The organism is Arthrobacter sp. 10T425, from assembly GCF_056393985.1.
In genome coordinates, this window is sequence record NZ_JBFTGZ010000018.1 from 74,772 (window position 1) to 99,305 (window position 24,534).

Sequence of the window (24,534 nt, forward strand, 5' to 3'; positions counted from 1 at the left end):
TCTTCAGACAAGGGGTTCTCCTTTTCTAAACGGAGTGACAGCCGGATAGTAGCCCGGCTTCCTGTGGGCAGCCAGAGAGTCCACTGATCGGGTTATGCCTCGCAGCCTCGGCCGGTCCGAACCGCCTGCGGGAACGCCCTCGACGGCTGGCAACCGGCCACCGTGCCGCCCAATGGCATGGAGCGACAGTCTGGCGGTTGCGCAGAAGGACACCGCACCCTGGTCGAGGACTAAGACACCACCTCGTCCATGGTCATTGCATCTGCTGCCACGCGGTGCTGGGTCGATGGCGCTCTCAGACCAGAGCCTTGGTCTTGATTCTTTCGAATTCATCAGCGCTGATTGTTCCGGAGTCCCGAAGAGCCGTGGCTTTGGAGATCTCGTCGCTCGGACTCGGTGCAGCGACGCTGCGGATGTAAGCATCCGAGGCCTCCCGGTTCTCCTGGGCCCGTGCCATGGACCGCTCCGTCATGCCCTTACCGCGGGCAATCACGTAGACCAGCACACCCAACAAGGGCACGAAGACCAGGAAGAGGATCCAGACAGCTTTCCACCAACCGCTCAGCATGTCGTCGCGGAACAGGTCGCCGATGACGGCGAACAACGCCCAGAGGAAGGCGATGAACGCGTATAGGAGGAAAAACCACCAGAAAATATCCCAAAAGTTTTCCCAGAAACTCATATCAACTTCCCTGCTTTCTGTAGGAGCGGAGTGGGTCGGGAATGCAGCCGGGCAGGACTGAGGCTAGCTGCAGACCTGCCCGGAGGGGCCTTGAGGTCAGCATTTAGTCGCCGTCTGGAGGTCACTGACCGCGGCCTGGACGTTGGCGGCGTCGTCCCGCAGGGAGGCGGCCGCCTGAGTAAGGGTGGCATCATCCGGGACGGCTCTGACGGCTGCGTCGAACTTGTTTTCGGCCGTCTTAACTGCGTCCGTTTCGTCTTTGGCTACATCCTGGCTGGCCTTGACCAGGTCGTCGTAGGTCTTCGCGACCTGTTCCCGTGCCGATTTGATCTGTTCTATCGTGGCACCAGGTTTAAGTGTCTGTTTGAAATTTGTCAGGGATCCGGCGAAGGCACTGGCAGCAGCGCAGGCCTGCGAAACGTTCTTCTCCGCTCTGGCGCTGCTGACACTGGTGCCGGGGCTGGACGTGCCGCAACCCGTGAGCAGTACGATGGCTGCCCCGGCTGCGATCGATCCGGCGAGGATCGGGTGTGGTCTGGACACTGGAGGCCCCTTTCCGAAATGGAATGCGGCAGGGAACCCTGCCGCACGCAAGTCCGACCATTGTCTACCCGTAACGCGGGCGTGGGCCTCATCCGGGGAAGGTGATACGTAGCGGCAGAACCACGAGTTCACCGGACTCGAGATGGCCTCCACTACCAACCGGATTGAAGGCGGCACGAACGCCCAACTCAGACTGATGCTCCACAGCCACCGGGGCATGAGCGAAGAGCACCAAAAGCGAGCCATCCCGAGGTAGGACTCGAACTGCATTCCCTCCATTTCGTCCCGGCAGCTGAGCACCAGTCCCGGAGTCACCGCCACGGGGCAGGTGCCGGGAGAACCGACGGCACCGGAGGGCTAGGACTCATGGCGCAGACTAACGGAGAAGCAGGTCCCAGCCGTCGGGTCTGGTTAGGGTGGAGGATGACCGGAGAACCGAACACCTGGCACGACAAGCACAAGGCTTCCCTCACCCGCGGGCAGCAGGCCGCGGACCTCATGCGAAACGGGATGGGGAGCTGGCCTTTCGTGGGAGGTTTCATCGCCTTCATGCTGGTCTGGGCCGCCGTAAACACCTGGGCGCTGGCGACCCATGCCTGGGATCCGTACCCCTACATCCTTCTTAACCTCTTTCTGTCCATGCTGGCCGGTCTGCAAGGAGCAATTCTGCTCATCGCCGCCAAACGCCAGGATGCCATCGCAGGGGCCATGGCCCAGCATGACTACACTACGAACCTGAAGTCCAAGGAAGAGATCGATCTCCTGATGGACATTAACCGCCAGCAGTTGGAGATTCTCCGCGAACTTCAGCAACTCACAGAACACGGACCAAACGAAAGCAGCCTTTCAACTAGCGCCCGCCCGGCCTAAAAGATGAACCGATACCGGCAGCCGGCAACCCTGGCTAACGGCTCAGGCGTTCCGCAAAGAGGTGCCCCGTAAAACGGCAGCGAAGCCTCCCGTAAGCGGGCCCCCGACGTGCCACACCCCGGGCAGTGACCTGCGGTGCCGTTGTCATGAGTTGTCTGATGGGGCGCTCACAGAGTGCGCCAAGGCAGCGCGCGTGTGGAAATTTCGTTGTTCGACAACCCCGGTTGGCGGGCGGATACTGAAGAACCATGAAGCCTACCCAAAGCGGGTTGCGCATCCAGCTTCTCGGCTCGTTCATCGTGTACGTCAACGGGAACGCCGTCGAGAACAGCCACTGGCGGCTGCAGAAAGCAAAGGCCGTGGTGGCAATGCTGGCGCTGGCGCGTGGTCAGCGTAACCGTCGCGAGCAGGTACTGGACCGCCTGTGGCCTGACATGGAGCCGGTGGCCGCCGCACGGAATCTGCATCAGACCCTGTACGTCGCTCGCCGTGCGCTCGCTAGCGCTGGAGCCGGCAGCGACGGGCTGCTCGCCATCCGCGGTGAAGTGGTCGTGCTGGATGACACTGGCCCGGTCGATGTCGATGTCCTGCAGTTCGAACGTTCGGCCGTGGCAGCGTTGGCTGCAGGTGTCGAGGGCGGCCTGCGCGATGCGGCCGACTTGTACACTGGTGATCTTCTGCCGGAACTGCCGGATGCGGACTGGCTGACGACACGCCGCGATGAGCTCCGGGAAATCCATCGCGAGGTACTGGTGAAACTGGCGTCCACGGTGGCGCAAAGCTCACCGGAGGAAGCGTTGGTCATCCTCACCCATGCGCTCGAATCCGATCCCGTTCACGAGGGAGCCGTGCGCGCGCAGATGGTGGTGCTGGCTGGGATGGGCCGGCGGTCGGAAGCATTGGCACGATATGAGCGGCTGGTCGACGAACTCCTCGACGCGTTCGGGACCGACCCGGACACCCGGACGGTGGAACTGTTTCGCGAATTGTTGACCGGCTCGCCGCCCGAGGAACGCCTCCACCAGCCCGCCGGAGTGACCGGCAAAGACGATGCCATCGGCTATCTGCCATCCCCGTTGACAAGCTTCATCGGGCGCGAGCGTGAGCTCGTTGACGTCGAGCGGCTGATGGGCCATGCTCGCCTGCTCACCCTCACCGGGGCTGGCGGCAGCGGCAAGACCAGACTAGCCTTGGAGGCCGCGAAGACAGTTCGTCCTGGGTACGTGGACGGAGTCTGGTTCGTCGACCTCGCGGCCGTTGGGGAGTCGCTGCTGGTGGCCGATGCCGTAGCCGAGGTCCTCGGGTTGGATTCCGGCGCGGCACCAAGCCGCGTGCAAGCGCTGGTCGACCAACTGCGGCGACGCTCGCTGCTCCTCGTGCTGGACAACTGCGAACACTTGCTCGCGGCCTGCGCGCAACTCGTCGTCGCGCTACTTGACGGATCCCCTGGGATTAAAGTTCTGGCCACCAGCCGGGAGCCAATCCATGCCGACGGGGAGTACACCTACCGGGTGCCGTCATTGCCGCTGCCCTCGCCCCTGCCGTCTGACGCTCTCGACGTGGCCGTGCTGGGCCGTCTGCCCTCTGTCCGGCTTTTCGTTGAGCGGGCAGCGCAGGTCCGGCCGGGTTTCGCGCTCGACGCCGACAACGCGCAGGGGGTGACAGAGTTGTGCCGACGGCTCGACGGGATGCCGCTGGCCCTCGAATTGGCCGCGGCCAGGACGGCCGTACTCGAACCGGCCGAGATCGTCCAGGGATTGGGCGATGCATTGTCCATGCTCGGCGGGGGAACCAGCGGCGTCACACGGCACCAGACGCTGCGTGGCACCTTGGAATGGAGCCACGAACTGCTCACCAAACCGGAGCAGGTTCTGCTGCGCCGGCTGTCTGTGTTCGCGGGTGGTTTCACCCTCGACGCTGTGGCAGCAGTCTGCGCTGACGCGCCCCTCCAGCAGGTCGAACTGCTCGACCTGTTGGCCAAGCTGGTGGACAAGTCTTTGGTGGTCACCGAAAGGAGGGGCGCCGGGACCCGATATCGGCAATTGGAGACGGTCCGCCAGTTTGGCCAAGAGAATCTCGATCATGCAGGTGAGGCGGCTCAACTGGCGGCTGCGCATTGCGCCTACTTCCTTGCCGTCGCCGAATCCCACAATCCCGAACGGGCCACCGGGGTGGTCATCGAACAGCCGAAGTTGCTCGACCGCGAGCACGACAACCTGCGCGCTGCGTTGCGCTGGTCGTGCGCCCACGAGCCCGGGACCGCGCTCCGGCTCGCGGCCAGCCTGTGGCGGTTCTGGTTCCTCCGCGGTCACGCGGTCGAGGGAGCACGTTGGGTGGAGCGTGCCTTGGCGGTGGCTCCCGACTCGACCCGGCCTCGCGCGGCCGCTCTGATCGGCCTGACCGGGCTGGACAGCCGGCAGGGCCGTGGCGATCGGCATCGGGCGCTCGGCGCGGAGGCTCTGGCAATTATGCGGGAGATCGGCAACCCCGACGAGGTGACGATGGCCCGGCTCATTGAGACCTCGCTCGCCTGGAGCACTTTCGACCTGGACGAGGCCGAACAGCTGGCGGCCGACGTGCACACCGAGGCAGTCGAGGGTGGCAGACCCGAACATTGCGCAGCCAGCAGTTGGCTGCTCGGCCAGTGCGCGTTGTCCCGGGAGGACGGACCACTCGCCGCCCGTCACCTAAACACCTGCCTGAGCGAACTCGCGCAGTCTGAGACCAGCACCCCACCCTTCCTGCCGGTGATCACGCCCAGCCTGCAACTGGTCCCGATCGCCGGACGGCTGGTGCCCTGCGTCGAGGAAACCCTGCTGTTGGGCCGGCGGGTCGGCGTCATCCAAGCCAAAGGCTACGTGCTGTCCGCGATCGGCTACGCGGCCAGGCTTTCGAGAGACACGCAGTCTGCGATATCCGTCATCACGGATGCAGCCGAACATTTCGCCGAGTTAGGAGATGACCTGGCCAGGGCGCAAACACTCCACCAACTTGGCTGCATTCTGCGCGACTGTGGCGACCACAGTGCGGCCGATGAGGCCCTGTCCTTGGCGCGGGAGCTTCGGCTCGGTCTGGGCGACCGACGCGGCGAGCTGCTGACCGAGATTAATATCGCCCTGCTCCGCGCCATGGGTGGTGATATCGACCGCGGCCTGACAGACGCTCGGCGTTGCCTTTCAGGGTTCGAGTCCGCGGGAGATCAGGTGGGAATGGGCGCCACGCTGACCATTCTCGGTGCCGCCGAACTGATCTCCGGGGAGGTCCGGGCAGCGCGGGAAATGTACAGGCAGGCAGCGGAAAAAGTCGCCCCATGGCGGCGACACACTGGCTGGCAACGGTTGATGGTGGCAGAGCTATCCAACGAGCTCGGCGACCCACATCGGGCGGCCCGAGAAATTGACAGGGCTGGGGAAATTTTCGACCGAACGAAATGCCTCATCGCCGGTCAGCGGCTGGCCGCACTGCGTAGGCGGGACCCGGATGATGATGTTGAGACGGCGTTGAGTGCTCGTTGAGTACGGTTCACTAGCGTGATTCCTGGATCTGACAAATAGATCTGACCAACCAACAGCAATCAGGAGGAACGCATCGTGACAACGACGCAGACTAGGCCGACCCGCATCGGCGAGGCCACCATCGCCGAGTTCGCCGCCGGGCTGCGCGGCACGGTCGTCAGGCCAGGGGACGCGGACTACGACCACGAACGCAGCATCTGGAACGGGGCCCACGACCGGCGCCCGACGCTCATCGCACGCTGTGCGGGTGTGGCAGACGTGATCCGCACGGTCGATCTCGCGCGCAGCGAGGGGTTGCCGTTGTCGGTTCGCGGCGGTGGACATTCGATCCCCGGGTTTTCCACCGTCGACGACGGTATCGTGCTGGACCTTTCGCTGATGAAGGGGGTCCAGGTGGACCCTGCCCGCCGCCGCGTGGCGGCACAGGCAGGGTGTACCTGGAAGGACCTGGATGCAGAGACCCAGCAATTCGGGCTTGCGGTGACCGGTGGCCTGGTGTCCTCAACCGGCATCGCCGGCTTCACCACCGGCGGCGGCATCGGCTGGCTCGTGCGCAAGCACGGGCTGGCCAGCGACAACCTGGTCGGCGCCGACGTCGTCACTGCTGACGGGCAGTTTATTCACGCCAGTGCCGATGAGCACCCCGATCTGTTCTGGGGGCTGCGCGGCGGCGGCGGCAATTTCGGTGTGGTGACGTCCTTCGAGTATCAATTGCACGAAGTGGGGCCCATGGTCCTTTCCGGCCTGGTTTTCTACCCCGCAGAAGAAGCGGAGCAGGTGTTGCGCGGCTATCGGGCGGCCTGCGCGGCGGCCCCCGATGAGCTGACCACGCTGGTCAACATGACCATGGCGCCGCCGGTCCCGTTCCTGCCAGAATCAGTGCACGGCAAGCCGGTCATCGCTGTGGGAGGGTGCTGGTCCGGCGATCTAGATGCCGGCGAGGCTGCCACCGCACCCTTCCGGTCATTGGGCACGGTCATCGCCGATGTGTTCACGGCCAACCCGTACGCGGGATGGCAGCAGGCGCTCGATCCGCTGTACCCGCGGGGCGTGCACAACTATTTCCGCTCGGCATTTCTGCGCGCCGCCGACGACGCGTCCGTGCGCGTGCTGCTGGACTCGTTTGCGGCATTGCCCAGCGCCATGACGCAGATTCACCTGCACCACCTTGGCGGCGCGGTCGGCCGGGTTCCTGCCGAAGCAACGGCCTTCGCACTCCGCGACCAGGAATTCATCGTCAATGTTGTTGCGCGCACGCCGACAGCGGAAGGCTTCGCGGATGTCGTCGAATGGGCCCGGGGCGTGACGTCTGCGCTCGGTCCGGATGTGACGGCCTACGTGAATTTCACAGGTGAAGCGAATACGGCGCTCGTCCGGGCGTCGTACCCGGCGGATACATACCGGCGGCTCGTGGAACTGAAAAACGAATACGACTCCACCAATCTATTCCGGTTGAACCAGAACATCGCCCCCACGGTGTGACAGCACTGCCTGCGCCAGAGGCACCTCGGATGGGTCCGCTGCACCCAGCAAACCCCTTACCTGAAGTTGCGTGAGTTGAGGCAGGAAGATCCCTGGGTTTCCGGGGGTCTTCCTGCCCGTCTCGTGGGAAGCAGGCAAGGAGCGAGCCACAAAGCAGCAACGGCAGGACACTCACTCCGGTGTGGACACCCCACACACCCCTCTTGGCCGGACAAACGGGAACCAGCCTTCCCCCAAGCCGCCGGTAAACAAAGGATTCCGGAGAAGAAGGTCTTCAATAAATCCCCGCAGTTTATGTCGTCAGTAGGACCCCACAGCATGAATAGGTACAAGAACAACCACGGCCACCCGAGCAACCCAGAAAGGAGACCCGAATGACCCACCCCCCTCTGACGAGGGGAAACACTGCGCCCGAGGTGGGACTCGAACTGCATTCCCTCCCCCGCACCACACTGGACTCCCCCGGACATGCGGAATCCGGCCCGATTCGAAGCCCGAAGTGTGGACAAAGTACACATTCCCAAATTGCCCAGTTCAAAGCATCGCAGCCACCAGCCGCACCCAAGAAGTGAAGAGCGCACTCCAGGCGATCTGGGCAGCACACACCTGAATTCAGACGACCCACGCGCGCACGTCGTGATGGCCTCGATTAAGCTGATGCGCTCTCGTCGGCCCGTCTGAACACCCGTCGCACGCCGCCTCGCGCGAGCATGAGAACGATGATCAGTGCAGTCACTTGAAAGAAGCCACCGAGACGGACAGCGTCGCCGAATACCAGGTCAACCAGTCCGAGCACCATGAACTTGCTCCCCGGCAGCACCAGCAACAGGGTGAACGCGCTGACAATTCGAACCCGCCGAGTATCGGCCGACCGGATTCGCGCAACGATTTTCTTCTTCGCCCACAGCACGACTTCAAGGACGACCTTCAGCAGGATCGCCGTCAAGAGCGCCAACAGGAATGTTTCGGATATGACGTCGGGAAACAGCTGGATGAACACACCCAGCACCACGAGATAGTCCAGCACGTCGACCAGATCTATTGGACGGATCCGCATCCAGCGAGTATATCGACGGCGCCCGGACCGCCCTCTTGCCCGATTAGGATTCCTTCCACTTCGCTCAGGCCCTGCAAGTGCCTCACCCGCCCCACGCAGACCCAGAGCAGTCCGTTTGCCCGTTCCACGGTCTGCCCCATAAGAGTCGTTCACGCGCGGTCTCGGTCTCTTCCGCGACCAGGATGTAACCAAGGTCCGCCGCCCTCGACTCGTGGATCTGGCTCCTGGCTAGGTTGCCGACCTGTCAATGAGCAGATGGTCGGCAAGTACTCCCGTTCGTGCTCTATATGGACGGGGTCTTACGCCGGCCTTCCAGCAGGGCAAGAGTAGCCCAGGATAAAAGCGCTGGGACCAGTATCAGCAGGACGAAAACCCACCACTGGTAGTGGAAGCTCCACAGCAGGACGAGCCCACCCACGACGAGTCCGAGTACAAAGTAGAGCACGAAAAAAACGATCCCTAGACCCATGATGCGTCGATTCATGAGTACATGCTCCCATGAGGAGCAGTACCTTGATGGAAGTAGTGAGCCAGGGAGTTTGGTGGAGGCTCGTTGCGCCACGAAGCGTTCCCGTAAGCCGATCCCTCAGCGGGCGCTGCGATAAGACGCGGCGCTATGGCAGGAACGGCTGCGGGTGCCAGAAGCCACCCCAGCTGCCGCATGGATCCCGCGTGCCAGGCACGAACCCGGGGAAGCCAATGATCGTGATACATCGCCGTCGGTAGGTGTGCCACGGCTAGTCTAGGGGTTCACAATTCTTGGGGGATTGAATGGCTCGGACACACAACGCACCGGTTTTCTCGCCGGGGTGATCCTCGTGTCCGTCGGCTGGATACTCTTCGGCCCGACGAGTATGCTCGCGGCAGCTTCCGATCGACCCGTCTCCCCCAGTCACCCAAATGCGGGGTTGTAGGCTCAGAACATGTCAGCTCATTGGGGGATGCAGACTCAGCGCGGAAGAGTACTGCTTGTTTTGGCCGGACTCGTCCTTGCGCTGGCGGGTTGCACGTACAGTGACCCGCCTGAGCAGACAGTTAGCTCATCGTCCAAAGGGGCAACGGTGCCGCCCCGGTCATTTGAGGAAAACGTTGGTGACGTGGCCCGTTTGCTTGGTGCATCCGTAACGGCCGCTGGTATGCCAACGGAAGCAGAGCCTGCCGGGAAATTGGCCACTGTACTTGCTCCCGGGGACTATGTCGTCACGGCCGCGTGTGCCGGCGGCTACTTCGCCAAGCTGACGATCGTTGAGGGCGATGGGCTTCCGCTGTCAACAGACGTTGACTGCGACGCCACATTCCAGCGATTCCTCAGGCACGCGGGCGGTCCCATCACGATCAGCGCGATCCCGTCGACCGGCGGGCCCGCAGCCGCCGGAGTTGCGATAGGGCCCAACACTGACCCCATGGCTTCAGCGCAACAGGACATGGGCGAATGGTCATCAAAGCAACTGAAACCCGCAGTGCCGGGAGAGCTGGCCGGCTCCGCTGCTTCGAATTCCCCGACCAGCTTCGGAATGTCCGCCAAATCCGGCACTTACGAATTGCAGTTCTTGTGTGAAGGACCCTCCGGGACCGAACTGTCGGTGGCCAGTTGGTCCGGTGTCGAAGTCGTCGCCCCGGTGCAGGTCCATTGCAATGGGAACATCTTCAAAACGACAGTGCAGCTGGGAGCAGGCGCCGACAGAGTCGATTTCAAGATGAACCCAGGAAGCGGTGGCTCGGAGACCCGATACGCCTTCAGGCTCGTTCCGCCCACGTAGCCTCTCCTGTCCGGACGCGTCGACCTCGGCTCGGAGTCTTAGACGCGCTCATGTTGAACCGCCGTGTTCGGACTGCGGTTCCCGGGTGGTTCCGCCGAACCCCACCGCGCTGCCGTGCGTTGGGGGAGCGTTCAGACGACCAGGGCGTCGCCTTGGCGCAGTCGTGTGCGGGCTCGACGAAGAGTCTCACCTTACCGGGATCTTCCTGGGCCCTGGGATGGTCAGGTGCCCTGGTAGTCGCCGGAGGCCTGCTCGGGAACTTCCCACTCCCCCTTGGGGGTCCGGAATCCACGCATGAATCCGAACATCAAGTCGGTCATTCCGGCCGGGTCACCGCCGCAACGGACGAAATCTTCCCGTCGGCGCCGGCCTAGCCACGTCGTGTGTCGGACGCCCAAAACCGTGACAAGGGTTGCACCGAACACTGCAGCGGTTAGAAAGATAGGCAATTCAGTGCTGAACCAGGAGGCCAGCAATCCCGCGGAAATTGCTCCAACCCCGATCCACAGAACGAACCCGGTGACTACTGCTCCGCGCAGCGATGCGTTACTGGGACGGTGGATTGGGATGAACTTGGCGGGGTCAACGGGCGTATAGCCGCGCCTGGAGCGGCGTCCGGTTTGTTCGGACATGAAGTTCGTATCCCCTAGATTGTCTGCGCTGACCGGGGACATCCCGACCATTACTCTCGAATCATATTCTGGACTATGGCGCCAGTACCGATAATGGACCCCAGTGTCCCGGCTCACGCTAATAACTGATGAGCCAATTTAACCGCTCTTCACCACCGGACCTTGTTGCGGGAAGGCCCGGGCGTGGATCCGGGCCAGGACCTCGACTCCGAGGCCCCCGGCGGCCCCGCACGCCACGGCCGCGAGCAACAACCCGCCGGGTGGCCGGGAAAGCAGGAAGAATTCCTGCACGAGCGGGAGGTTGAGCGAGACCAGCAGGGAGGCGCTCATGGCCAACACCACGGCCAGGCGCGCCGCGTTGAGGGGGCGCGACACGGCCGATAAGATCCACAGTCCGACCATGGACAGCGTCAGCACAGAGGCGCTGCTGACTTGTTCGGACGTGGCCGCGCTGGCCAGCGGCGCGAATGCGTTCAGTGTGAGCAGGGAAGCCGTGACGATCAGTCCGGCAGGGACGGAGAACCATAGGGACCGGCGCAGAAATCCGGGCTGATAGCGGCGCGGGTTCGGCATGAGCGCCAAGAAGAAGGCCGGGATTCCGATCGTCAGGCCGTCCGTGAAGGATAGCTGGCGGGGAAGAAACGGAAACGTCCACTGCAGGAGCCCGAAGGTCACCGCGATGGCGGTCGCATAGACCGTTTTGCTGAGGAAGAGGCTGGAGACCCGCTCAATATTGGCGATGACCTGCCGGCCCTCAGCGAGGACTCCGGGAAGCCGGTCGAAGCGGCCGTCGAGCAACACCAGGCGCGCGACTGCCTTGGTGGCGGGCGCCGCGGAGTCCATGGCGATGCCAAGGTCGGCCGTCTTGAGCGCGAGGGCGTCGTTGACGCCGTCGCCGGTCATGGCCACAGTATGTCCCCGGCGCTGGAGCGCCTCGACCATCGCCCTCTTCTGGGCGGGCGTCACTCGGCCAAACACCGTGTTTGATTCCATCACCTCCTCCAGATGCAGCGGGTCCTCCGGCAGTGAGCGTGCGTCGAAGCCCTCCGTGACCTCCAGGCCAACCCTGCGGGCAATGGCGGCAACGGTGCGGGGATCGTCGCCGGAAATGATCTTCAACCCGACCCCTTCGGTCCGGAAGAACTTGAGGGTCTCCCGGGCATCGGAGCGCGGCTGTTCCCGGAAGGTCAGCAGCGCCACAGGGTGGAGCGACGCCGGCAGCTGCTCCGCCTTCCCATTGGCTGGCAACTGATCCGCGCCGGCCAGGAGCAGGGTCCGCAGCCCTGATGCGGCCAGTTCGCCGGCCTGGCGCAAGACGTCGCTCTGGCGCGGTACTGCGCCGTCGGGCGCCGAGATCGACGGCTTCAGACGTGCGGCTGCGTCGTCGCCCTGCACAAGCATCATTTCCGGTGCTCCGAGAATCCAGGTGCGCGCACCGCGGGCGCTCCCGTTGAAGCTGACTCCGCTCCACTTCCGGGCGGAGGAGAACGGCACGGACCGGACGGGTTGAAGGCCGCCATCATCCTCAAAGGCCGTGCTCAGGCAGCGTGCCGTGGCGTTTGCCTCGGGTTCGGCGCCAAACCATGCGAGGGCCTGCTCCCATCCCGGTTGCGGCGCCAGCGGGTGAACCGCGTCGAAGACCAGTCCTCCTTCTGTGAGGGTTCCGGTCTTGTCCATGCACAGTACGTCTACGCGTGCCAGTCCCTCGACAGCGGCGAGTTCCTGGATCAGTACGTTGTGTTTAGCCAGCCGGAGTCCGCCCACGGCGAAGGCCACGCTCGTCAGCAGCACTAGTCCCAGCGGGACGATCGCGATCATGCTGGCAATGAGTCCCACGAGTGCGGGGGTCCAGGCACCGGTGGAAATGGCGGTCTGCCAGCCGCCGCGCGCCTGGATCTCGCCGTTGAGCACGATGAGGGCAACGGGCAGCAGGATCCAGGCGATCCAGCGCATTACACGGTTGAGGCTGTTGCGGATCTCGGAGTTCACCAGTGAGAACCGTCGCGCGTCTGCCGTCAGCCGGCTCGCGAACGACGCCGCTCCGACCCGGACAACCTGGGCGTTGCCGTGGCCGGCCACGACGATCGATCCGGAGAGTACTTCCGTCCCCGCATCCTTACCCACCGGGTCTGCTTCGCCCGTGAGAAGCGATTCGTCCACCTCGAGGCCGGACGACTCCAGTACGGCAGCGTCGGCAGTGACCTGATCCCCGGCCCGCAACACCAGGAGGTCATCTTTTACGACGTCGGCCGTGGCGATGTCGTGGATCTGACCCTCGCGCAAGACCCGCGCGAGCGGGGCGTTGAGGACAGCCAGTCGGTCCAAGGACTTTTTCGCCCTGTATTCCTCGACGACGCCGATCACGGCATTGCTGACAGCGGCGAGGCCGAACAGGGCATCCCGCCATTGCCCCAGGAACAACAGCAGCAGGAAGCTCGTGCCGACGATTGCGTTGAAGAGCGTGAAGACGTTGGCCCGGAAGATCTGCCACAGGCTCCGGCTAGTGGTGTCCGGCACGCGGTTGGTAAGCCCGCGCTCGACCCGCGTAGCCACCTCCCCCTGCGACAGCCCCTTGGCGGCCGGCCGGCGCCTGGCGGCCTTCCGGTCTTTGGCTGCCGGGGACGCACGCCGATGCAGAAAGGCTCGTCTCTTGCGCCGGCGGTATGCCTTCACCCTCCGATGGTATCCGCCGTAGCGCCACAATGTGACGCACTGCGACGCATACGCCGGTCCCCCACCGCAACACCATCCGCCCGCACTGGCGCTGCGAGAAAATCCGATGCAGATACTGGAGCCTGGAATCGCGCATACCCCGGCCGCAAACTGTCCCGCTCAGGGTGGACAATCCCGACAGTTGCACCCGCGCAGATCATTGGCTGCGTCCGGGTCTGCACCAACGAACAGGACCTGGCAACGCCGCGCAAGGCGCTTACGGGGCTGGGCGACCCCCGAGGGCCTGACCAATGGTGACCACGGCGCGCGGCCCGCAGAAACAAGGATCGGCTGGGATTGAACGAAGCCCTGGGCGCTGTCCGGGCCGGCGGCACCCTGGTCGTCGCCAAGAGAGGAACCACCCGGCAGCAGCAACGGCCACCAACAAAAATGGGCCCCCGCAAGGGCCCATAAAGGAGATTTGTACACAGTCATACGCTCACAAGCCTCTGAACAGGGAAAACACGTGCCCGAGGTGGGACTCGAACTGCATTCGCTCCCCCAGAAACATTGAGCTCCCCCCGAGACATAAGGAATCCGCGCAGTGAGGTCCGCGATCGACTCTGAGGCGACTCAACGATGGCATGCCAGCGCGAACATCACAGCCGTGAGGGCCGGCGTCCTGGCCCGACGTACTCACACGCGTATACCCGAGATGTCCCGCCGGCTATTGTGCCTCAGAAACCCCCGGCCAGCACCCGCCTGAGACGAATTACGGTGAGACATATTTCCACGACACGACACGACACGAGGCGGGCCAGCACGCTGTCGATTCCTTCAATCCTCCAGACACGACGAGGTGTCTTGAAGGGTGTTGTTTGCCAAGACAGCAGCGGATACGGTCGCTGCCGTGTTTCTCACTGGCGGTCGTCTACAAGAATCCTGCACGGTTCGGCCCTGGTTGGCGGTACGAGGTGCGACGTAGAAGCTCAAGAGGGTCTTTCGGTCACTCTTTGATGGGGGGCCGAACGACGGACAGTAGTCGAGTGCACTATAAGTGCACTATAAGTGCAGTATGATGCACTTATGGATGAGAGTACAACGAGCTTGGCGCTGGCAATCGGCGCCCGGGTTAAGCAGGAGAGGCAGTCGCGGGGCTGGACGCTTGATCAGCTTGCGGAGTCTGCAGGGGTAAGCCGCAGGATGGTCATCAACGTGGAGCAGGGTGCCGCGAATCCCAGCGTGGGAACTCTGCTGAGGATCAGCGACGCGCTGGGTGTGGGGCTGCCGGCGTTGGTCGAGCCACCTCGCCCGAAGCCGGTGAAGGTCACGCGCAGTGGTGAGGGCGCTGCTTTGTGGAGCGGTGAGTACGGCGGCCGCGGGGTGTTGGTGGCCGGCACCGAACCGCCGGACGTGGTTGAACTGTGGGACTGGACGCTGGGTCCCGGCGACCGTCATGTGAGCGAGGCCCACACGTCGGGCACCAAGGAGCTTTTGCAGGTCCAGCAGGGCACGGTCACGGTGGAGGTCGCAGGTCAATTGCTCACCCTCGATGAGGGCGATGCGGTGACGTTCCCGGGCGACGTGGCACACTCTTACGCCAATCCGGGCACGGAGCCGGCGAGGTTCTCCCTGGCCGTCTTCGAGCCGGGCGTGGGGACAGGTCACCGGCCGGAGGCGTCCGATGCCTGAGTCGGGCATGCTTCAGGAATTTCTCGACGGCGGCCATGTTGACGCCACCGTGTTCGCGCTGCGGCCCGACTACCGGGCGTTGCTGCTGGCCGTTGGCGGACTCGTCCCTGGCCCGAGTGACCAGGCCGGTGAGGAGATGCTCCAGGCGGCGGAATCCGCAGCCCGGGAGCTGCTCAACGGCCGGCCGGTTGAGCAGCTCCCGCACGTGGCTGCGTGGCGCGAGGCTTATCAGGGCTTCGGCGCCAAACCGAACCGCACGCGCAACAGCCTGGAGGCGCTCCTGCGCCGGGCGGTGTCCGGGTTGCCCCGGGTGAACCGTCTCACCGACCTCTATAACGCCGTTTCGGTGCTCCACCAGGTCCCGCTGGGTGGGGAGGATCTGACCCGCTACAGCGGTGCGCCGCGGCTGGTTCGAGCCACCGGCAAGGAAGCCTTTGATACCGCCGCCGACGGCGCCACGGTGATCGAGCACCCGGAATCCGGCGAGGTGGTGTGGCGCGATGACGCCGGCGTGACCTGCCGGCGCTGGAACTGGCGCCAGGCACGCCGCACCCAGCTCGGCGAGGAGACCACCTCCGCGCTGTTCATCCTCGACGCGCTCGAACCCATGACCGATGAGGCGCTCCACGCCGCAGCCGAGGACCTGATCGCCCGGCTGACCCTACTGGGTCCCGACGTCGGCGTTGCCCGCCGCCTGATAGCCGCGGGCACGCCAGCCAACGAAGAGACTGACATGCTCGTCCACTCCCGGATACGCGCGATCGTTGACCGGCAGGCCCGAAGGGGCCAGCCGTGAGCCAGCGCGTCCCCAAGAATGTCCCCGTTCCGCCGTGGGGGCTGGCCGTGGCGGCCATGCTCTCAGTCCAGCTGAGTTCGGCACTGTCAGTGGATCTGATCGCGGCGGTGGGGCCGGCCGGAACTGCCTGGCTCAGACTCAGTGTGGGGGCGCTCGTCTTCTTGGCCGTTGCCCGACCCCCATTGCGCGCGCTGCGCCGCCCCGACGTCCCCGTGCTACTGGGGCTGGGTGTCGCCACCGGACTGATGACCATCGCGTTTCTCGCCTCCATCGAACGCATCCCGCTCGGCACCGCCGTCGCGATCGAGTTCCTCGGTCCGCTGACTGTCGCCGGGGTGCGCAGCCACAGCGCACGGGCGCTTATCTGGCCAGCCCTGGCGCTGCTCGGCGTCGTCCTTCTGACCGAACCCTGGGCTGGTGACATCAACCTCGCCGGTATCGGGTTGGCAGGGCTCGCAGCCGTCGGGTGGGCCGTCTACATTGTGCTCACCCAACGGATCGGCGACCGCTTCACGGGCATCGGTGCGCTTTCACTCACCGTTCCCGTCGCAGCTGCCACGGCAGCGGTCGTCGGCATCCCGCAGTCCGCCGGACATCTCAACCTCGGTGTCCTCTCCGTCGCTTTCGGACTGGCCGTCCTGATGCCGGTGCTGCCAATGGCGCTCGAGATGCTCGCCCTGCGCCGGATGACGCCCACGGCGTTCGGTACCCTGATGGCCCTCGAACCCGCCATCGGGGTGCTCCTCGGGCTGCTCGTGCTGCACCAGCAGCCCTCACTCGCCCAATTCGGTGGCATCACGCTCGTCGTCCTTGCAGGGGCCGCCGCGCAACGCGGTGGCCGACGGCGACCGCGCTCCCGCGAACACGCCGGCGCCCGCATCGCCCCCGACCTCATCGGCCAAGGGCCAAAGTAAGCGACAGTCCTCCAAATAGGGGGTCCGCCAGACTGTCGCTACGCGGGAATTCCCTGCTGACAGGGCCCGCAGCTAAGTCCCCCAGGGAGTGCCTCAGACTTTGCTTCCCTGTTATTCAGACCTAAGGAGTTATAACCATGTTCACCGGCTTGAGTGCCTTCCCCCTGACCCCTCTGGCAGATGATGCTGTTGACGAGTCTGCCTTTGTTCGCCTGATCGAACGGCTCTCGGAGGCGAAGGTTGGCTCCATTACCGCGCTCGGATCCACGGGCTCCTACGCGTATCTGAGCGGCGAGGAACGGAGCCGTGTGGCTCGTCTTGCCGTCGAGCACGCCGGCGCGACACCGGTGTTCATTGGTGTTGGGGCCTTGCGGACCTCACACGTCCTCGCGAACGCTGAAATGGCAGAGCAGGCGGGGGCTTCCGCACTCCTGCTTGCGCCCATGACCTATCAGCCCCTCACCGAAGATGACGTGTTCGAACTCTTCCGGACCGTCACCGCGAACTCGTCGCTGCCCGTGATCGTCTATGACAACCCGGGCACCACCCATTTCACCTTCACGACCGAGCTTTACGGACGCATCGCGGAACTGCCCGGAATCGCCTCCATCAAAATCCCCGGTGTGCCGGCCGATCCGGAGCAGGCACAGGCGCGGGTTCAGGAAATCCGAGCCGCCGTCCCGGCGCACGTGACCATCGGAGTTTCCGGTGACGCAAAGGCCGCCGCCGGACTGGCCGCCGGGTGCGATGCCTGGTACTCCGTCATCGGCGGCACCTTGCCCGCCCTGGCGCTGCGGATCACCCGGGCCGCTCTGGAAGGGCGGGTCTCAGACGCGACCGCTGAGTCCGAACGGCTTGCACCGTTGTGGGAGTCGTTCGCCGAGTTTGGCGGGAGTATCCGGGTCGTTGCGGCCATAGCCGAACAGCTGGGACTGGCATCACCATCGTGCCTGCCGCTTCCCCTCCAGGGATTGACCGCGGAGCAGCGTGCCCATGTTGGCAGGATTGTCGATGAGCTCGGGCTTAACCCGTAGCGCCGGCCTCGGCGTTTCACGCGGGAAGTACCGCCGGGGCGGGGCGCTGGCGCGCTACGTCTTCGCCGCGACGCTGGTGCGAAGCGCAGACGGCGGCGCAGTGGTCGCCATCGTGCTGCTCGCGCACGCCTGCGGGATGCCGGGCTGGCTGGCCGGCATCCTGGGAGCATCAATCACCGCACCCCACGTGCTCGGCCCCTTCATCGCCCGACGCCTCGATACAGCCCGTGACGGACGCAAGGTCATCGCGTGCTCCGCAGTCCTCCACGGGGTGCTGCTCGGTGCTGCTGCACTGCTCCTGCCCGTCGCCTGGCCGATCTGGCCAGCCTTGCTGCTCTTCGTCTCCGGCATCTTCGGGCCGATGCTCACCGGCGGGATCAGCAGCCGCCTGCCCTCCATCGCCGGCCCCGGGCAGCGCAGCCAACGCAGAGCACAAAGCTGGGACGTCGCAAGCTACGGACTCAGCGGCACCCTCGGCCCGGCAGCAGTGGCATGGATCGCGGCAGCATCCGACGCACTCACCGCGACATTGGTTCTGGCCGGAGCCGCCGTCGTTGGTGCTGGAGCCGTCCTCGCACTCCCCAAGCAAGAGCCGCCCAACAAGGCCGTTGGGGTGCCATCACCCGGACGAACACTGAGCCTCATATGGGAACGTGGTCCGCTGCGCCGCACACTCGGACTCACCGTGACCGTCGCATTCTCTGTCGCCGCGCTACCGATCTACGCCGTTGCCACAGCTCCCGCGTTCGGCGGCGCCGCGGCCGCCGGAACACTGGTCGCAGCCTACGGGATAGGGAATCTCCTCGGATCAGCAGGGCTCATGCTCCGACCGCTTCGCCGCGACGCAGACCCTCTCATGAGCTCCCTCTCCGCACTCGTCGCGGCAACGCTGATACTCGTGATGCTTACTCCGACACTCCCCACATCCCTCATTGCCTTCGGCCTGGCAGGGATCGCCAACGCAATGTTCTTCGCAACCCTCGCCGCGCGAAGCGAATACGCACCCATCGAGGCCCGCGGCCAAATCTTCATCTGGGTAGGCGCACTCAAGATCGCAGCAGGATCCGCCGGAACAGCCGTCGCGGGTGCAACTATCGCACAGACGGTTTGGGCACCACTTCTGCTGGCGACAGCCCTCACAGCAATTGCTGCGACCACCAGCATCATCGAGCGCTCCCGTCCACGCTTGTCCAAACACTAGCCCGCCTGAATCCGCGGCGTGTATGCGGCGAGCAATGTCTCCAACCTGATGGCCCCGTCGCGGAGCACCGGGCCGGCCGAGGGTGTCATGCCCGGCGCAGGGATCAACGCCGACGTCATCAAAGAGGAATCCCCCGGGGCCGTCGAGGGCCACTTCGGCCCCTTCTCGGCCGCCGCGGAAGCAACTGTCGCTCAGATCTGCCTGGGTCACCGACGCCATGGCCTTTATGATGGGCAGAAATCCACCGGCATACGCCCTGCGGCCACAGTTGAAAGGTAAGTAGGCCTTGGCGGGGTGGGTAGCGTTGGTCCATGGGACTGGTCGACGACAGCCCGGACCGGGCAGCCCTGACGTTGACGCGGCTCGCCCGCGGAAGAATCCGTAGGACCCGGCGACCTGGCAGGCGCATGCTCGACTATCTAGACGACCTCGGACAGCGGAACGGCACCCCTTCCTCGGGTTGGTGGCCACCGCATTGCCCCGAGCCACTTCAAATCCCTGGACTATCTGGGAGCAGGGTTGCGCGAGCCGTGTTGGGGCGGGATGTTCGACACTAAATCACTGTCACCTGCTGGAATTTGACCTTGTCTTTGTCGTCGCGCGCCGCGCCCATTTGACCGGGAGCGCCGCTGGGCCCCGCGAGGCCCGGTGTGGATGGCTGGCCAGGGTCAGTGCTGGCGTGGCTGAAGTCGCCTCGGGCGCCGCTGTCGCCGGTGACCCCCGCGGCACCTCCCGGGCCCGGGTCTCCTCCTTTGCCGGGGTCTCCTGACTTCGCCTTGAACACGCTCTGGCCACCGCTTTGGTCGGAAATGTAAAAGACAAGGATGTCTCCGGCTGCGCCCGCGTCGCCGCCCCGACCTCCAACCCCGCCCTGGGCTCCATTCCCTCCTGCGCCGCCGTAAGCGCCGGGCTCGCAGTCGTTTCCGTCGCCGCCCTTTCCGCCCTTGCCGCCGGCGCCACCTTTTCCTCCGTTTCCACCTTTCCCTCCGTTGCCGCCTGAAGCGTCGACAGATACGTCGCTGCCGAGGACGCTCACGTGTAGTTCAACGGTGCCGCCCTTGCCGCCTGGCAAGCCATCCGCGCCGGGGCCGCCGATGCCGCCATCGCCGCCACGTCCGCCGCGCGTGGCACCAGTGTCGGTGACGAAGAACCAGCCACTGCACACCGCTCCGAATCCCCCTTGTCCCTGCGGTCCGTCTCCTCCGGCAGCGCCAGCCGCGCCATCGCCGCCATCCGTTCCCCGCTTGTCGATGCCGCCCATTTTAGGATCTCCTGTTCTGGTGAGGGTAAGTCTCTGATGGGTTTGCTGCTGTTAAGTTCAGCGCCAGCCGGCCGTGACAGCCTCCACTCGAGCGAGGATCTCGGAGATGGCAAGACGATCTGTATAGCCCTCTATGGGCGGATGCGGGCCGGGCTTGGTCATTTCCTCCACCACCAGGGGAATCTCCAATGGTGTAGGCGGGGCACCGACCATCTCGTTGCAGGTGAGCAGGAAGTGGCTGCTCTCCGGTACGATCCAGCCGTACTGGTGGAACTTCACGTTCCCGGCCGTCAGCGCGTTGATCGATCGTTTGAGGAACAGCAGGCCTCGCACTTCGAGGTCGCGGTCCAGAAGCCGGACCTCCTTCCATACCGGAAATGCGTCGCGGACCGGTGAAATGAAACGCGCACCTTTCTCAGCGGTCAGCTTCGCCAGGGCAGGAGAATGGCCACGAGCGATAAGCATCGCCGTTGCGCGACTGACCGCGTCACGCACCATCACAACTTCCTGTGGAATGGTTGCAGTGCCCTCGATCTCTCGGGACGACACAACACCGTGGTTACCCTCAGAGAAAACCACATCAGGCACAGAGGCATGCTCGAGACTGCGTTGGATGTCGTTCAGATCTTCCTCCGGGATGGCGGGGTGGATGATTCCGAGGCGGTAGAGGTCCCTGATTGAGCGCGGTCTTTCTTCGACCAGAAATTCAGCGGCCGGAGAGTCAGGGCTGTCAGAGAAGACGACCGGGTAGTCCGACTCCTCGATTACATATGTGTCAGGCATGATCTGTCCTTGCTTGAACGGAACCTGTTTGGGGGAATGGGGTCCGGTCACGAGGTGGGGACCTGCGTGAAGCGGTCAGCTCTGGGTGATCGGACCAGTCGGCGCCTGCGGGTGTCTCTCAGGTGGGACCGCCAGCCGCCGATCCTCATCCTGGGCGCGGAGACGTGGCGGGCAAGGGACACGGTCGGGTTCTGGACGATTTTGGCTCTGTAGCCGTCCGCGATCAGCAGGTCGTAGACACCTTGCCAGCCTGATCCGTCGACGAAGCCGCCGTGCACGAGCACGAGGTTCTTTACTGGTTCCTCGGACATGCGACCCTTCTGTTTAAGGGAGTAACAACCGGATGCTAGCCGGACCCGGTCCGGGTCGCTAGGGTCCATTGACCGGGGCAATGCCTCGACGCCGCCTTTACCTGCGATTCCGTCGAATGGTTCTCGAAATGGAACGGGCGCTCCCGAGCCCGAATCGAGTTTGAGAGGGAGCGGGGAACCCAGAAAGTTGGTCGGGAAGTGTGCCTCATTCTGTCCCCCGGGGGATGGAGCCTACGGTCAGCGGAGCGCGCGCAGATACCGTGCAGGCACGATTCGCTGCCCGATTCGAAGGAGTGGGTAGATTGCCCGCCAGTCGGCCATCTGCTCCCGGCTCAGCGCGCGCCCAGACCGGGATGCACCGCAGCTTTGCAGTACCGCGGACCTTTCCCGTGAGTCAACGCGCACCCTAGCCCGGGATGCGTTCTGGAACTACGCTGGGGCAGGCGTCGCCCTGTTTCCGGGCAGGCGGCGGGCACGTGGTCGGGGAAGGAGGCGGTCCATGAACGCACAGAACATCACCCACTGGATCCGGGCGGGGTTGTGGACACTGCCCCTTTACGGTCTGATCACCGCCTGGGCCACGCTTGAGCCTCAGCCGGACCAGCAAAAGGATCCAGACGCCTGGGCACGGTTCGTCAGCTCGGGCTCATATCAATCCAGCCACTTGCTCGGCAGCTACGGAGGCACCATCCTCGCCATCTTCGGGGTGTTCGCGCTGGGCTGCTGCCTGGCCAACAGCCGCGTCGGCCGCCTGGCACTGGCAGCAACAGTCATCACCGTCGCGGGAACTGCCTTGCTAATGGTCCCCGCTGTCCTCTCCACTTTCGCCACTCCCGCGATCGGGAAGGCGTATCTGGAAGGGAACCGGGACGTCATGCTTCTGGAGTTTCCATCCGCCATGACGGTCTCGTTCCTGCTCGGGCTCCTGCTCGCGTTCGTTGGCAACGTCTTGCTTGGAGTCGCGGTCTGGCAGTCCCGGACGCTCCCCCGCTGGGCCGGGGCGCTATGGATTGCCGGCGCCGTACTGTTCTACCTCCTCGGCGTCGTGCTGGGGCAGGCGACCACGGGCAGCAGCCTTCCGACACAACCGGCCGGTGCCTTGCTCATGGCTGCATCGGGTGGCTGGATGGCGTGGAGCCAGTCACGGCAGGGCCAGCCAGCCGCGGCCGTCCATGCGGCCGGCACGCGCTGACGGCTTAAGGTTCGTGGAGGCTGGACTTGCCCAAGCGGTCCAGGTGATTGTGTTGAGAATTCGCGTCGGTTCCATCCGATCGGATGGATCGAGACGATGAATACCGGAGAACGCCTCATGCCACATCAACGACGTTGCGATTATGTCGGCATCACCGTTGGCGTATCACCCATGTGCGCGGTCCGGAGGATTATCTTGCCCCTGGCCCAGCGGATCGGCTGACCCGCCTTCAGCCGCGCCGACCTCACCGGTGAGGTCCGACTCGGGCCGCGAAGATGCCCACCCGCTAACGTTCAGCAACCCAGCACGGGCGCTCACGCCTTTCCCGCGGCCACGGCGGATAACCACGAAGATTTGATCCCCAAGACTCAGCAAGTCATGCAGGTCCAAGCGCTCCCGCCCATGAAGAAGTAAGCAGGAACACCGCTGTCCAAGCCAAGAGAAGGAGCCGCCAGACCGCCCCAGACACCAACAAAAATGGGCCCCCGCCGGGGCCCATAAAGGAGATTTGGACACATTCAGCGGCCCACAAGCCCCTGACCAGGGAAAACACGTGCCCGAGGTGGGACTCGAACTGCATTCCTGCCCTCGCAATCACTGGGCTCCCGCGGAAACATGCGGAATTCTGTCCGATCCGACACCGGTACGGCCCGGTCCGAAGCCCAATGTGTGTACTTTGTACACACCGCAAAATGGCCAGCTCAAAGCATCGCAATCACCAGCCGCACCCGACACGTTTCGCCGGCGACCACCAGCAACCGCAGCAACTCGGCTAAAAAAACGCCGCTCCCCATCGGCCACACGTGGCGAGTGAGGCCGCACCCGTCACGACATATTCGAGACTTCCTTGACGGGCAGTGTGACAAGTGCCATAGTCTTCGTATGGACCTGTTGGACAGCTGGACAGCTGCGCAAGATCGAGTGGTACGCGTCGGCGCGGCCGAAGCGGTCTTCGCATCCCTCCGCAGCGCAATCGAAGGCGGCAAGATCCCTGTCGGCACCCGCCTGGACTCAGAGGCATCGCTGGCCAAACAGTACGGCGTGAGCCGCACGATGGTCAGGGAGGCGCTGCGTTCCTGCACCGCGTTGGGACTCACGGCCACCCACACGGGTAAAGGCACCTTCGTCATCGCTGACAAGGTGGCCCAGGACCTCAAACTCGGCAAATATTCGGCCAGCGCCCTCGTGGAAGCCCGCCCCCACGTGGAAGTGCCGGCCGCGGGCCTCGCCGCCCAACGCCGCAGCAACGAAGACCTGGAGGCCCTTCGGGAAATCCTCCGGGAAATGTCCGAGGAGGACGATCTCCAGCAGTGGGTGCTTTTGAACACCGAGTTCCACGTGACCATCGCCCGGTGCAGCGGCAATGGCGTGTTCGAATCATTCCTGTCCGACATCTGTGACGCCATGGCCAACCAATCGAACACGCTTAACCTCGTGGCGGACCGGCGCAAAGAATCGGGTCAGGAGCACGCCCGCATTTTCGCTGCCATCGAGAGTGGATCAGCCGACGAAGCATCCCAGGCCATGAGGATGCATTTGCACGGGGTTGAATGCGCCCTGGGCACCATCGTCCCCGGAAGCGGAAACTCCAGGTCCGGCCATACGCGCTAGATCCTAAACCTCGGATTTCACCCACCCTCCCCTGCTGCAATCGCCGCAGGCCCCGCGCGGTCTCTTTGCCCTGGAACAACCATGCCCACCGTGCTGGCAGCGGCGTCACTCAGGCCTGCCCCAGATTTTCCGTCCAAACCCGTCAACGAAGCCCTGTGAGGACCCAATGACCAACGCCCATACCGCCCCGGACACCCGCTCCGAACACGACCTCCTGGGCGACCGGGATGTTCCCGCCGGCGCCTACTGGGGCGTCCACACCCTCCGGGCCGTGGAGAACTTCCCCATCACCGGCCAGCCACTGTCCTCCAACATGCACCTGGTCCGCGGCCTGGCCGCGGTGAAACTCGCCGCCGCCCGCACCAACCACGAGCTCGGACTGCTCGACGCCGGGCGTGCCGCCGCCATCGGGCAAGCCTGCACCGAGGTCATGAACGGCAAACTCAGCGAACAATTCGTCGTCGACGTCATCCAGGGCGGCGCCGGGACCTCCTCGAACATGAACGCCAACGAGGTCATCGCCAACCGGGCCCTGGAAATCCTCGG

General features: G+C 64.5%; 19 protein-coding genes. 12 read left to right on the forward strand and 7 right to left on the reverse strand.

All coding sequences use genetic code 11. The features are described 5' to 3' along the window. Positions 1-295 precede the first annotated feature (295 nt). Both AC1DDH_RS18140 and AC1DDH_RS18145 read right to left on the reverse strand, forming a co-directional pair. Positions 296-682 (reverse strand): PLDc N-terminal domain-containing protein, encoded by a 387-nt coding sequence (locus AC1DDH_RS18140; RefSeq protein WP_476956008.1) that lies wholly within the window; start codon positions 680-682, stop codon positions 296-298. A 96-nt stretch (positions 683-778) separates the two neighbouring features. Beyond that, positions 779-1,225 (reverse strand): hypothetical protein, encoded by a 447-nt coding sequence (locus AC1DDH_RS18145; RefSeq protein WP_476956009.1) that lies wholly within the window; start codon positions 1,223-1,225, stop codon positions 779-781. Between the two features lie 423 nt (positions 1,226-1,648). On the opposite strand from AC1DDH_RS18145, the gene AC1DDH_RS18150 reads away from it, so the two are divergent. From AC1DDH_RS18150 to AC1DDH_RS18160, 3 genes are all read left to right on the forward strand, one after another. Next, a complete protein-coding gene (locus AC1DDH_RS18150; protein WP_476857403.1) occupies positions 1,649-2,095 on the forward strand; it encodes a DUF1003 domain-containing protein in 447 nt (148 codons plus the stop codon). Between the two features lie 248 nt (positions 2,096-2,343). Beyond that, positions 2,344-5,610, forward strand: a complete 3,267-nt coding sequence (locus AC1DDH_RS18155; RefSeq protein WP_476956010.1) for a BTAD domain-containing putative transcriptional regulator — start codon at positions 2,344-2,346, stop codon at positions 5,608-5,610. A 75-nt stretch (positions 5,611-5,685) separates the two neighbouring features. Continuing rightward, complete coding sequence (locus AC1DDH_RS18160) at positions 5,686-7,092, forward strand: FAD-binding oxidoreductase (RefSeq protein WP_476851181.1); 1,407 nt, start codon at positions 5,686-5,688, stop codon at positions 7,090-7,092. Positions 7,093-7,741: 649 nt separating this feature from the next. Here AC1DDH_RS18160 and AC1DDH_RS18165 read toward each other — a convergent pair. Continuing rightward, entirely contained in the window at positions 7,742-8,149 is a 408-nt protein-coding gene (locus AC1DDH_RS18165; protein ID WP_476956011.1) for a hypothetical protein, read from the reverse strand. 1,403 nt (positions 8,150-9,552) lie between these two features. On the opposite strand from AC1DDH_RS18165, the gene AC1DDH_RS18170 reads away from it, so the two are divergent. Beyond that, the gene (locus AC1DDH_RS18170) at positions 9,553-9,909 is read left to right on the forward strand and encodes a hypothetical protein (protein ID WP_476857408.1); all 357 of its coding nucleotides are present in this window, start codon (positions 9,553-9,555) and stop codon (positions 9,907-9,909) included. Between the two features lie 770 nt (positions 9,910-10,679). Here the strand turns inward: AC1DDH_RS18170 and AC1DDH_RS18175 are convergent. Then, positions 10,680-13,058 carry an HAD-IC family P-type ATPase gene (locus AC1DDH_RS18175; RefSeq protein WP_476956012.1) on the reverse strand — a complete coding sequence of 793 codons (2,379 nt, stop codon included), beginning with the start codon at positions 13,056-13,058 and terminating at the stop codon, positions 10,680-10,682. A 1,221-nt stretch (positions 13,059-14,279) separates the two neighbouring features. On the opposite strand from AC1DDH_RS18175, the gene AC1DDH_RS18180 reads away from it, so the two are divergent. The 5 genes from AC1DDH_RS18180 (at position 14,280) to AC1DDH_RS18200 (ending at position 18,830) form a co-directional block, all read left to right on the forward strand. Continuing rightward, on the forward strand, positions 14,280-14,885 hold the full coding sequence (locus AC1DDH_RS18180) for a helix-turn-helix domain-containing protein (RefSeq protein WP_476871944.1): 606 nt from the start codon (positions 14,280-14,282) through the stop codon (positions 14,883-14,885). Between the two features lie 7 nt (positions 14,886-14,892). Then, positions 14,893-15,681, forward strand: coding sequence for a B3/B4 domain-containing protein (locus AC1DDH_RS18185; protein WP_476871943.1), 789 nt, complete (start codon positions 14,893-14,895; stop codon positions 15,679-15,681). Continuing rightward, a complete protein-coding gene (locus tag AC1DDH_RS18190; RefSeq protein ID WP_476956013.1) occupies positions 15,678-16,595 on the forward strand; it encodes an EamA family transporter in 918 nt (305 codons plus the stop codon). The genes AC1DDH_RS18185 and AC1DDH_RS18190 overlap by 4 nt, the downstream gene beginning before the upstream one ends. A 137-nt stretch (positions 16,596-16,732) precedes the next feature. Further along, positions 16,733-17,629 carry a dihydrodipicolinate synthase family protein gene (locus AC1DDH_RS18195; protein ID WP_476851189.1) on the forward strand — a complete coding sequence of 299 codons (897 nt, stop codon included), beginning with the start codon at positions 16,733-16,735 and terminating at the stop codon, positions 17,627-17,629. Then, a complete protein-coding gene (locus AC1DDH_RS18200) occupies positions 17,607-18,830 on the forward strand; it encodes an MFS transporter (protein ID WP_476956014.1) in 1,224 nt (407 codons plus the stop codon). Before AC1DDH_RS18195 ends, AC1DDH_RS18200 begins: the two co-directional genes overlap by 23 nt. Before the next feature lie 553 nt (positions 18,831-19,383). On the opposite strand, the gene AC1DDH_RS18205 is transcribed toward AC1DDH_RS18200, so the two are convergent. Genes AC1DDH_RS18205 through AC1DDH_RS18215 form a run of 3 tightly spaced genes read right to left on the reverse strand, consistent with a single transcriptional unit; the run spans position 19,384 to position 21,185 of the window. Beyond that, positions 19,384-20,091, reverse strand: a complete 708-nt coding sequence (locus AC1DDH_RS18205) for a hypothetical protein (protein WP_476851190.1) — start codon at positions 20,089-20,091, stop codon at positions 19,384-19,386. 57 nt (positions 20,092-20,148) lie between these two features. Next, on the reverse strand, positions 20,149-20,874 hold the full coding sequence (locus tag AC1DDH_RS18210) for a hypothetical protein (protein ID WP_476851191.1): 726 nt from the start codon (positions 20,872-20,874) through the stop codon (positions 20,149-20,151). Positions 20,875-20,921: 47 nt separating this feature from the next. Beyond that, positions 20,922-21,185: a hypothetical protein gene (locus AC1DDH_RS18215; protein ID WP_476851192.1), complete on the reverse strand. Its 264-nt coding sequence runs from the start codon at positions 21,183-21,185 to the stop codon at positions 20,922-20,924. Between the two features lie 499 nt (positions 21,186-21,684). On the opposite strand from AC1DDH_RS18215, the gene AC1DDH_RS18220 reads away from it, so the two are divergent. From AC1DDH_RS18220 to AC1DDH_RS18230, 3 genes are all read left to right on the forward strand, one after another. Further along, positions 21,685-22,377, forward strand: coding sequence for a DUF4386 family protein (locus tag AC1DDH_RS18220; RefSeq protein ID WP_476858748.1), 693 nt, complete (start codon positions 21,685-21,687; stop codon positions 22,375-22,377). A gap of 882 nt (positions 22,378-23,259) precedes the next feature. After that, the gene (locus tag AC1DDH_RS18225; protein WP_476851194.1) at positions 23,260-23,988 is read left to right on the forward strand and encodes a FadR/GntR family transcriptional regulator; all 729 of its coding nucleotides are present in this window, start codon (positions 23,260-23,262) and stop codon (positions 23,986-23,988) included. A 166-nt stretch (positions 23,989-24,154) separates the two neighbouring features. Then, the coding region (locus AC1DDH_RS18230) for a lyase family protein (RefSeq protein ID WP_476956015.1) at positions 24,155-24,534 on the forward strand (380 nt) is incomplete at its 3' end.

What these genes read in the sequence shown, in the direction of transcription:
- AC1DDH_RS18155 (WP_476956010.1), top strand. Translation starts at nt 2,344, where the DNA reads ATGAAGCCTACCCAAAGCGGGTTGCGCATCCAGCTTCTCGGCTCGTTC.
- AC1DDH_RS18225 (WP_476851194.1), top strand. Translation starts at nt 23,260, where the DNA reads ATGGACCTGTTGGACAGCTGGACAGCTGCGCAAGATCGAGTGGTACGC.
- AC1DDH_RS18215 (WP_476851192.1), bottom strand. Translation starts at nt 21,185, where the DNA reads ATGTCCGAGGAACCAGTAAAGAACCTCGTGCTCGTGCACGGCGGCTTC.
- AC1DDH_RS18185 (WP_476871943.1), top strand. Translation starts at nt 14,893, where the DNA reads ATGCTTCAGGAATTTCTCGACGGCGGCCATGTTGACGCCACCGTGTTC.
- AC1DDH_RS18210 (WP_476851191.1), bottom strand. Translation starts at nt 20,874, where the DNA reads ATGCCTGACACATATGTAATCGAGGAGTCGGACTACCCGGTCGTCTTC.
- AC1DDH_RS18165 (WP_476956011.1), bottom strand. Translation starts at nt 8,149, where the DNA reads ATGCGGATCCGTCCAATAGATCTGGTCGACGTGCTGGACTATCTCGTG.
- AC1DDH_RS18205 (WP_476851190.1), bottom strand. Translation starts at nt 20,091, where the DNA reads ATGGGCGGCATCGACAAGCGGGGAACGGATGGCGGCGATGGCGCGGCT.
- AC1DDH_RS18170 (WP_476857408.1), top strand. Translation starts at nt 9,553, where the DNA reads ATGGCTTCAGCGCAACAGGACATGGGCGAATGGTCATCAAAGCAACTG.
- AC1DDH_RS18140 (WP_476956008.1), bottom strand. Translation starts at nt 682, where the DNA reads ATGAGTTTCTGGGAAAACTTTTGGGATATTTTCTGGTGGTTTTTCCTC.
- AC1DDH_RS18150 (WP_476857403.1), top strand. Translation starts at nt 1,649, where the DNA reads ATGACCGGAGAACCGAACACCTGGCACGACAAGCACAAGGCTTCCCTC.
- AC1DDH_RS18220 (WP_476858748.1), top strand. Translation starts at nt 21,685, where the DNA reads ATGAACGCACAGAACATCACCCACTGGATCCGGGCGGGGTTGTGGACA.
- AC1DDH_RS18200 (WP_476956014.1), top strand. Translation starts at nt 17,607, where the DNA reads ATGAGCTCGGGCTTAACCCGTAGCGCCGGCCTCGGCGTTTCACGCGGG.
- AC1DDH_RS18195 (WP_476851189.1), top strand. Translation starts at nt 16,733, where the DNA reads ATGTTCACCGGCTTGAGTGCCTTCCCCCTGACCCCTCTGGCAGATGAT.
- AC1DDH_RS18180 (WP_476871944.1), top strand. Translation starts at nt 14,280, where the DNA reads ATGGATGAGAGTACAACGAGCTTGGCGCTGGCAATCGGCGCCCGGGTT.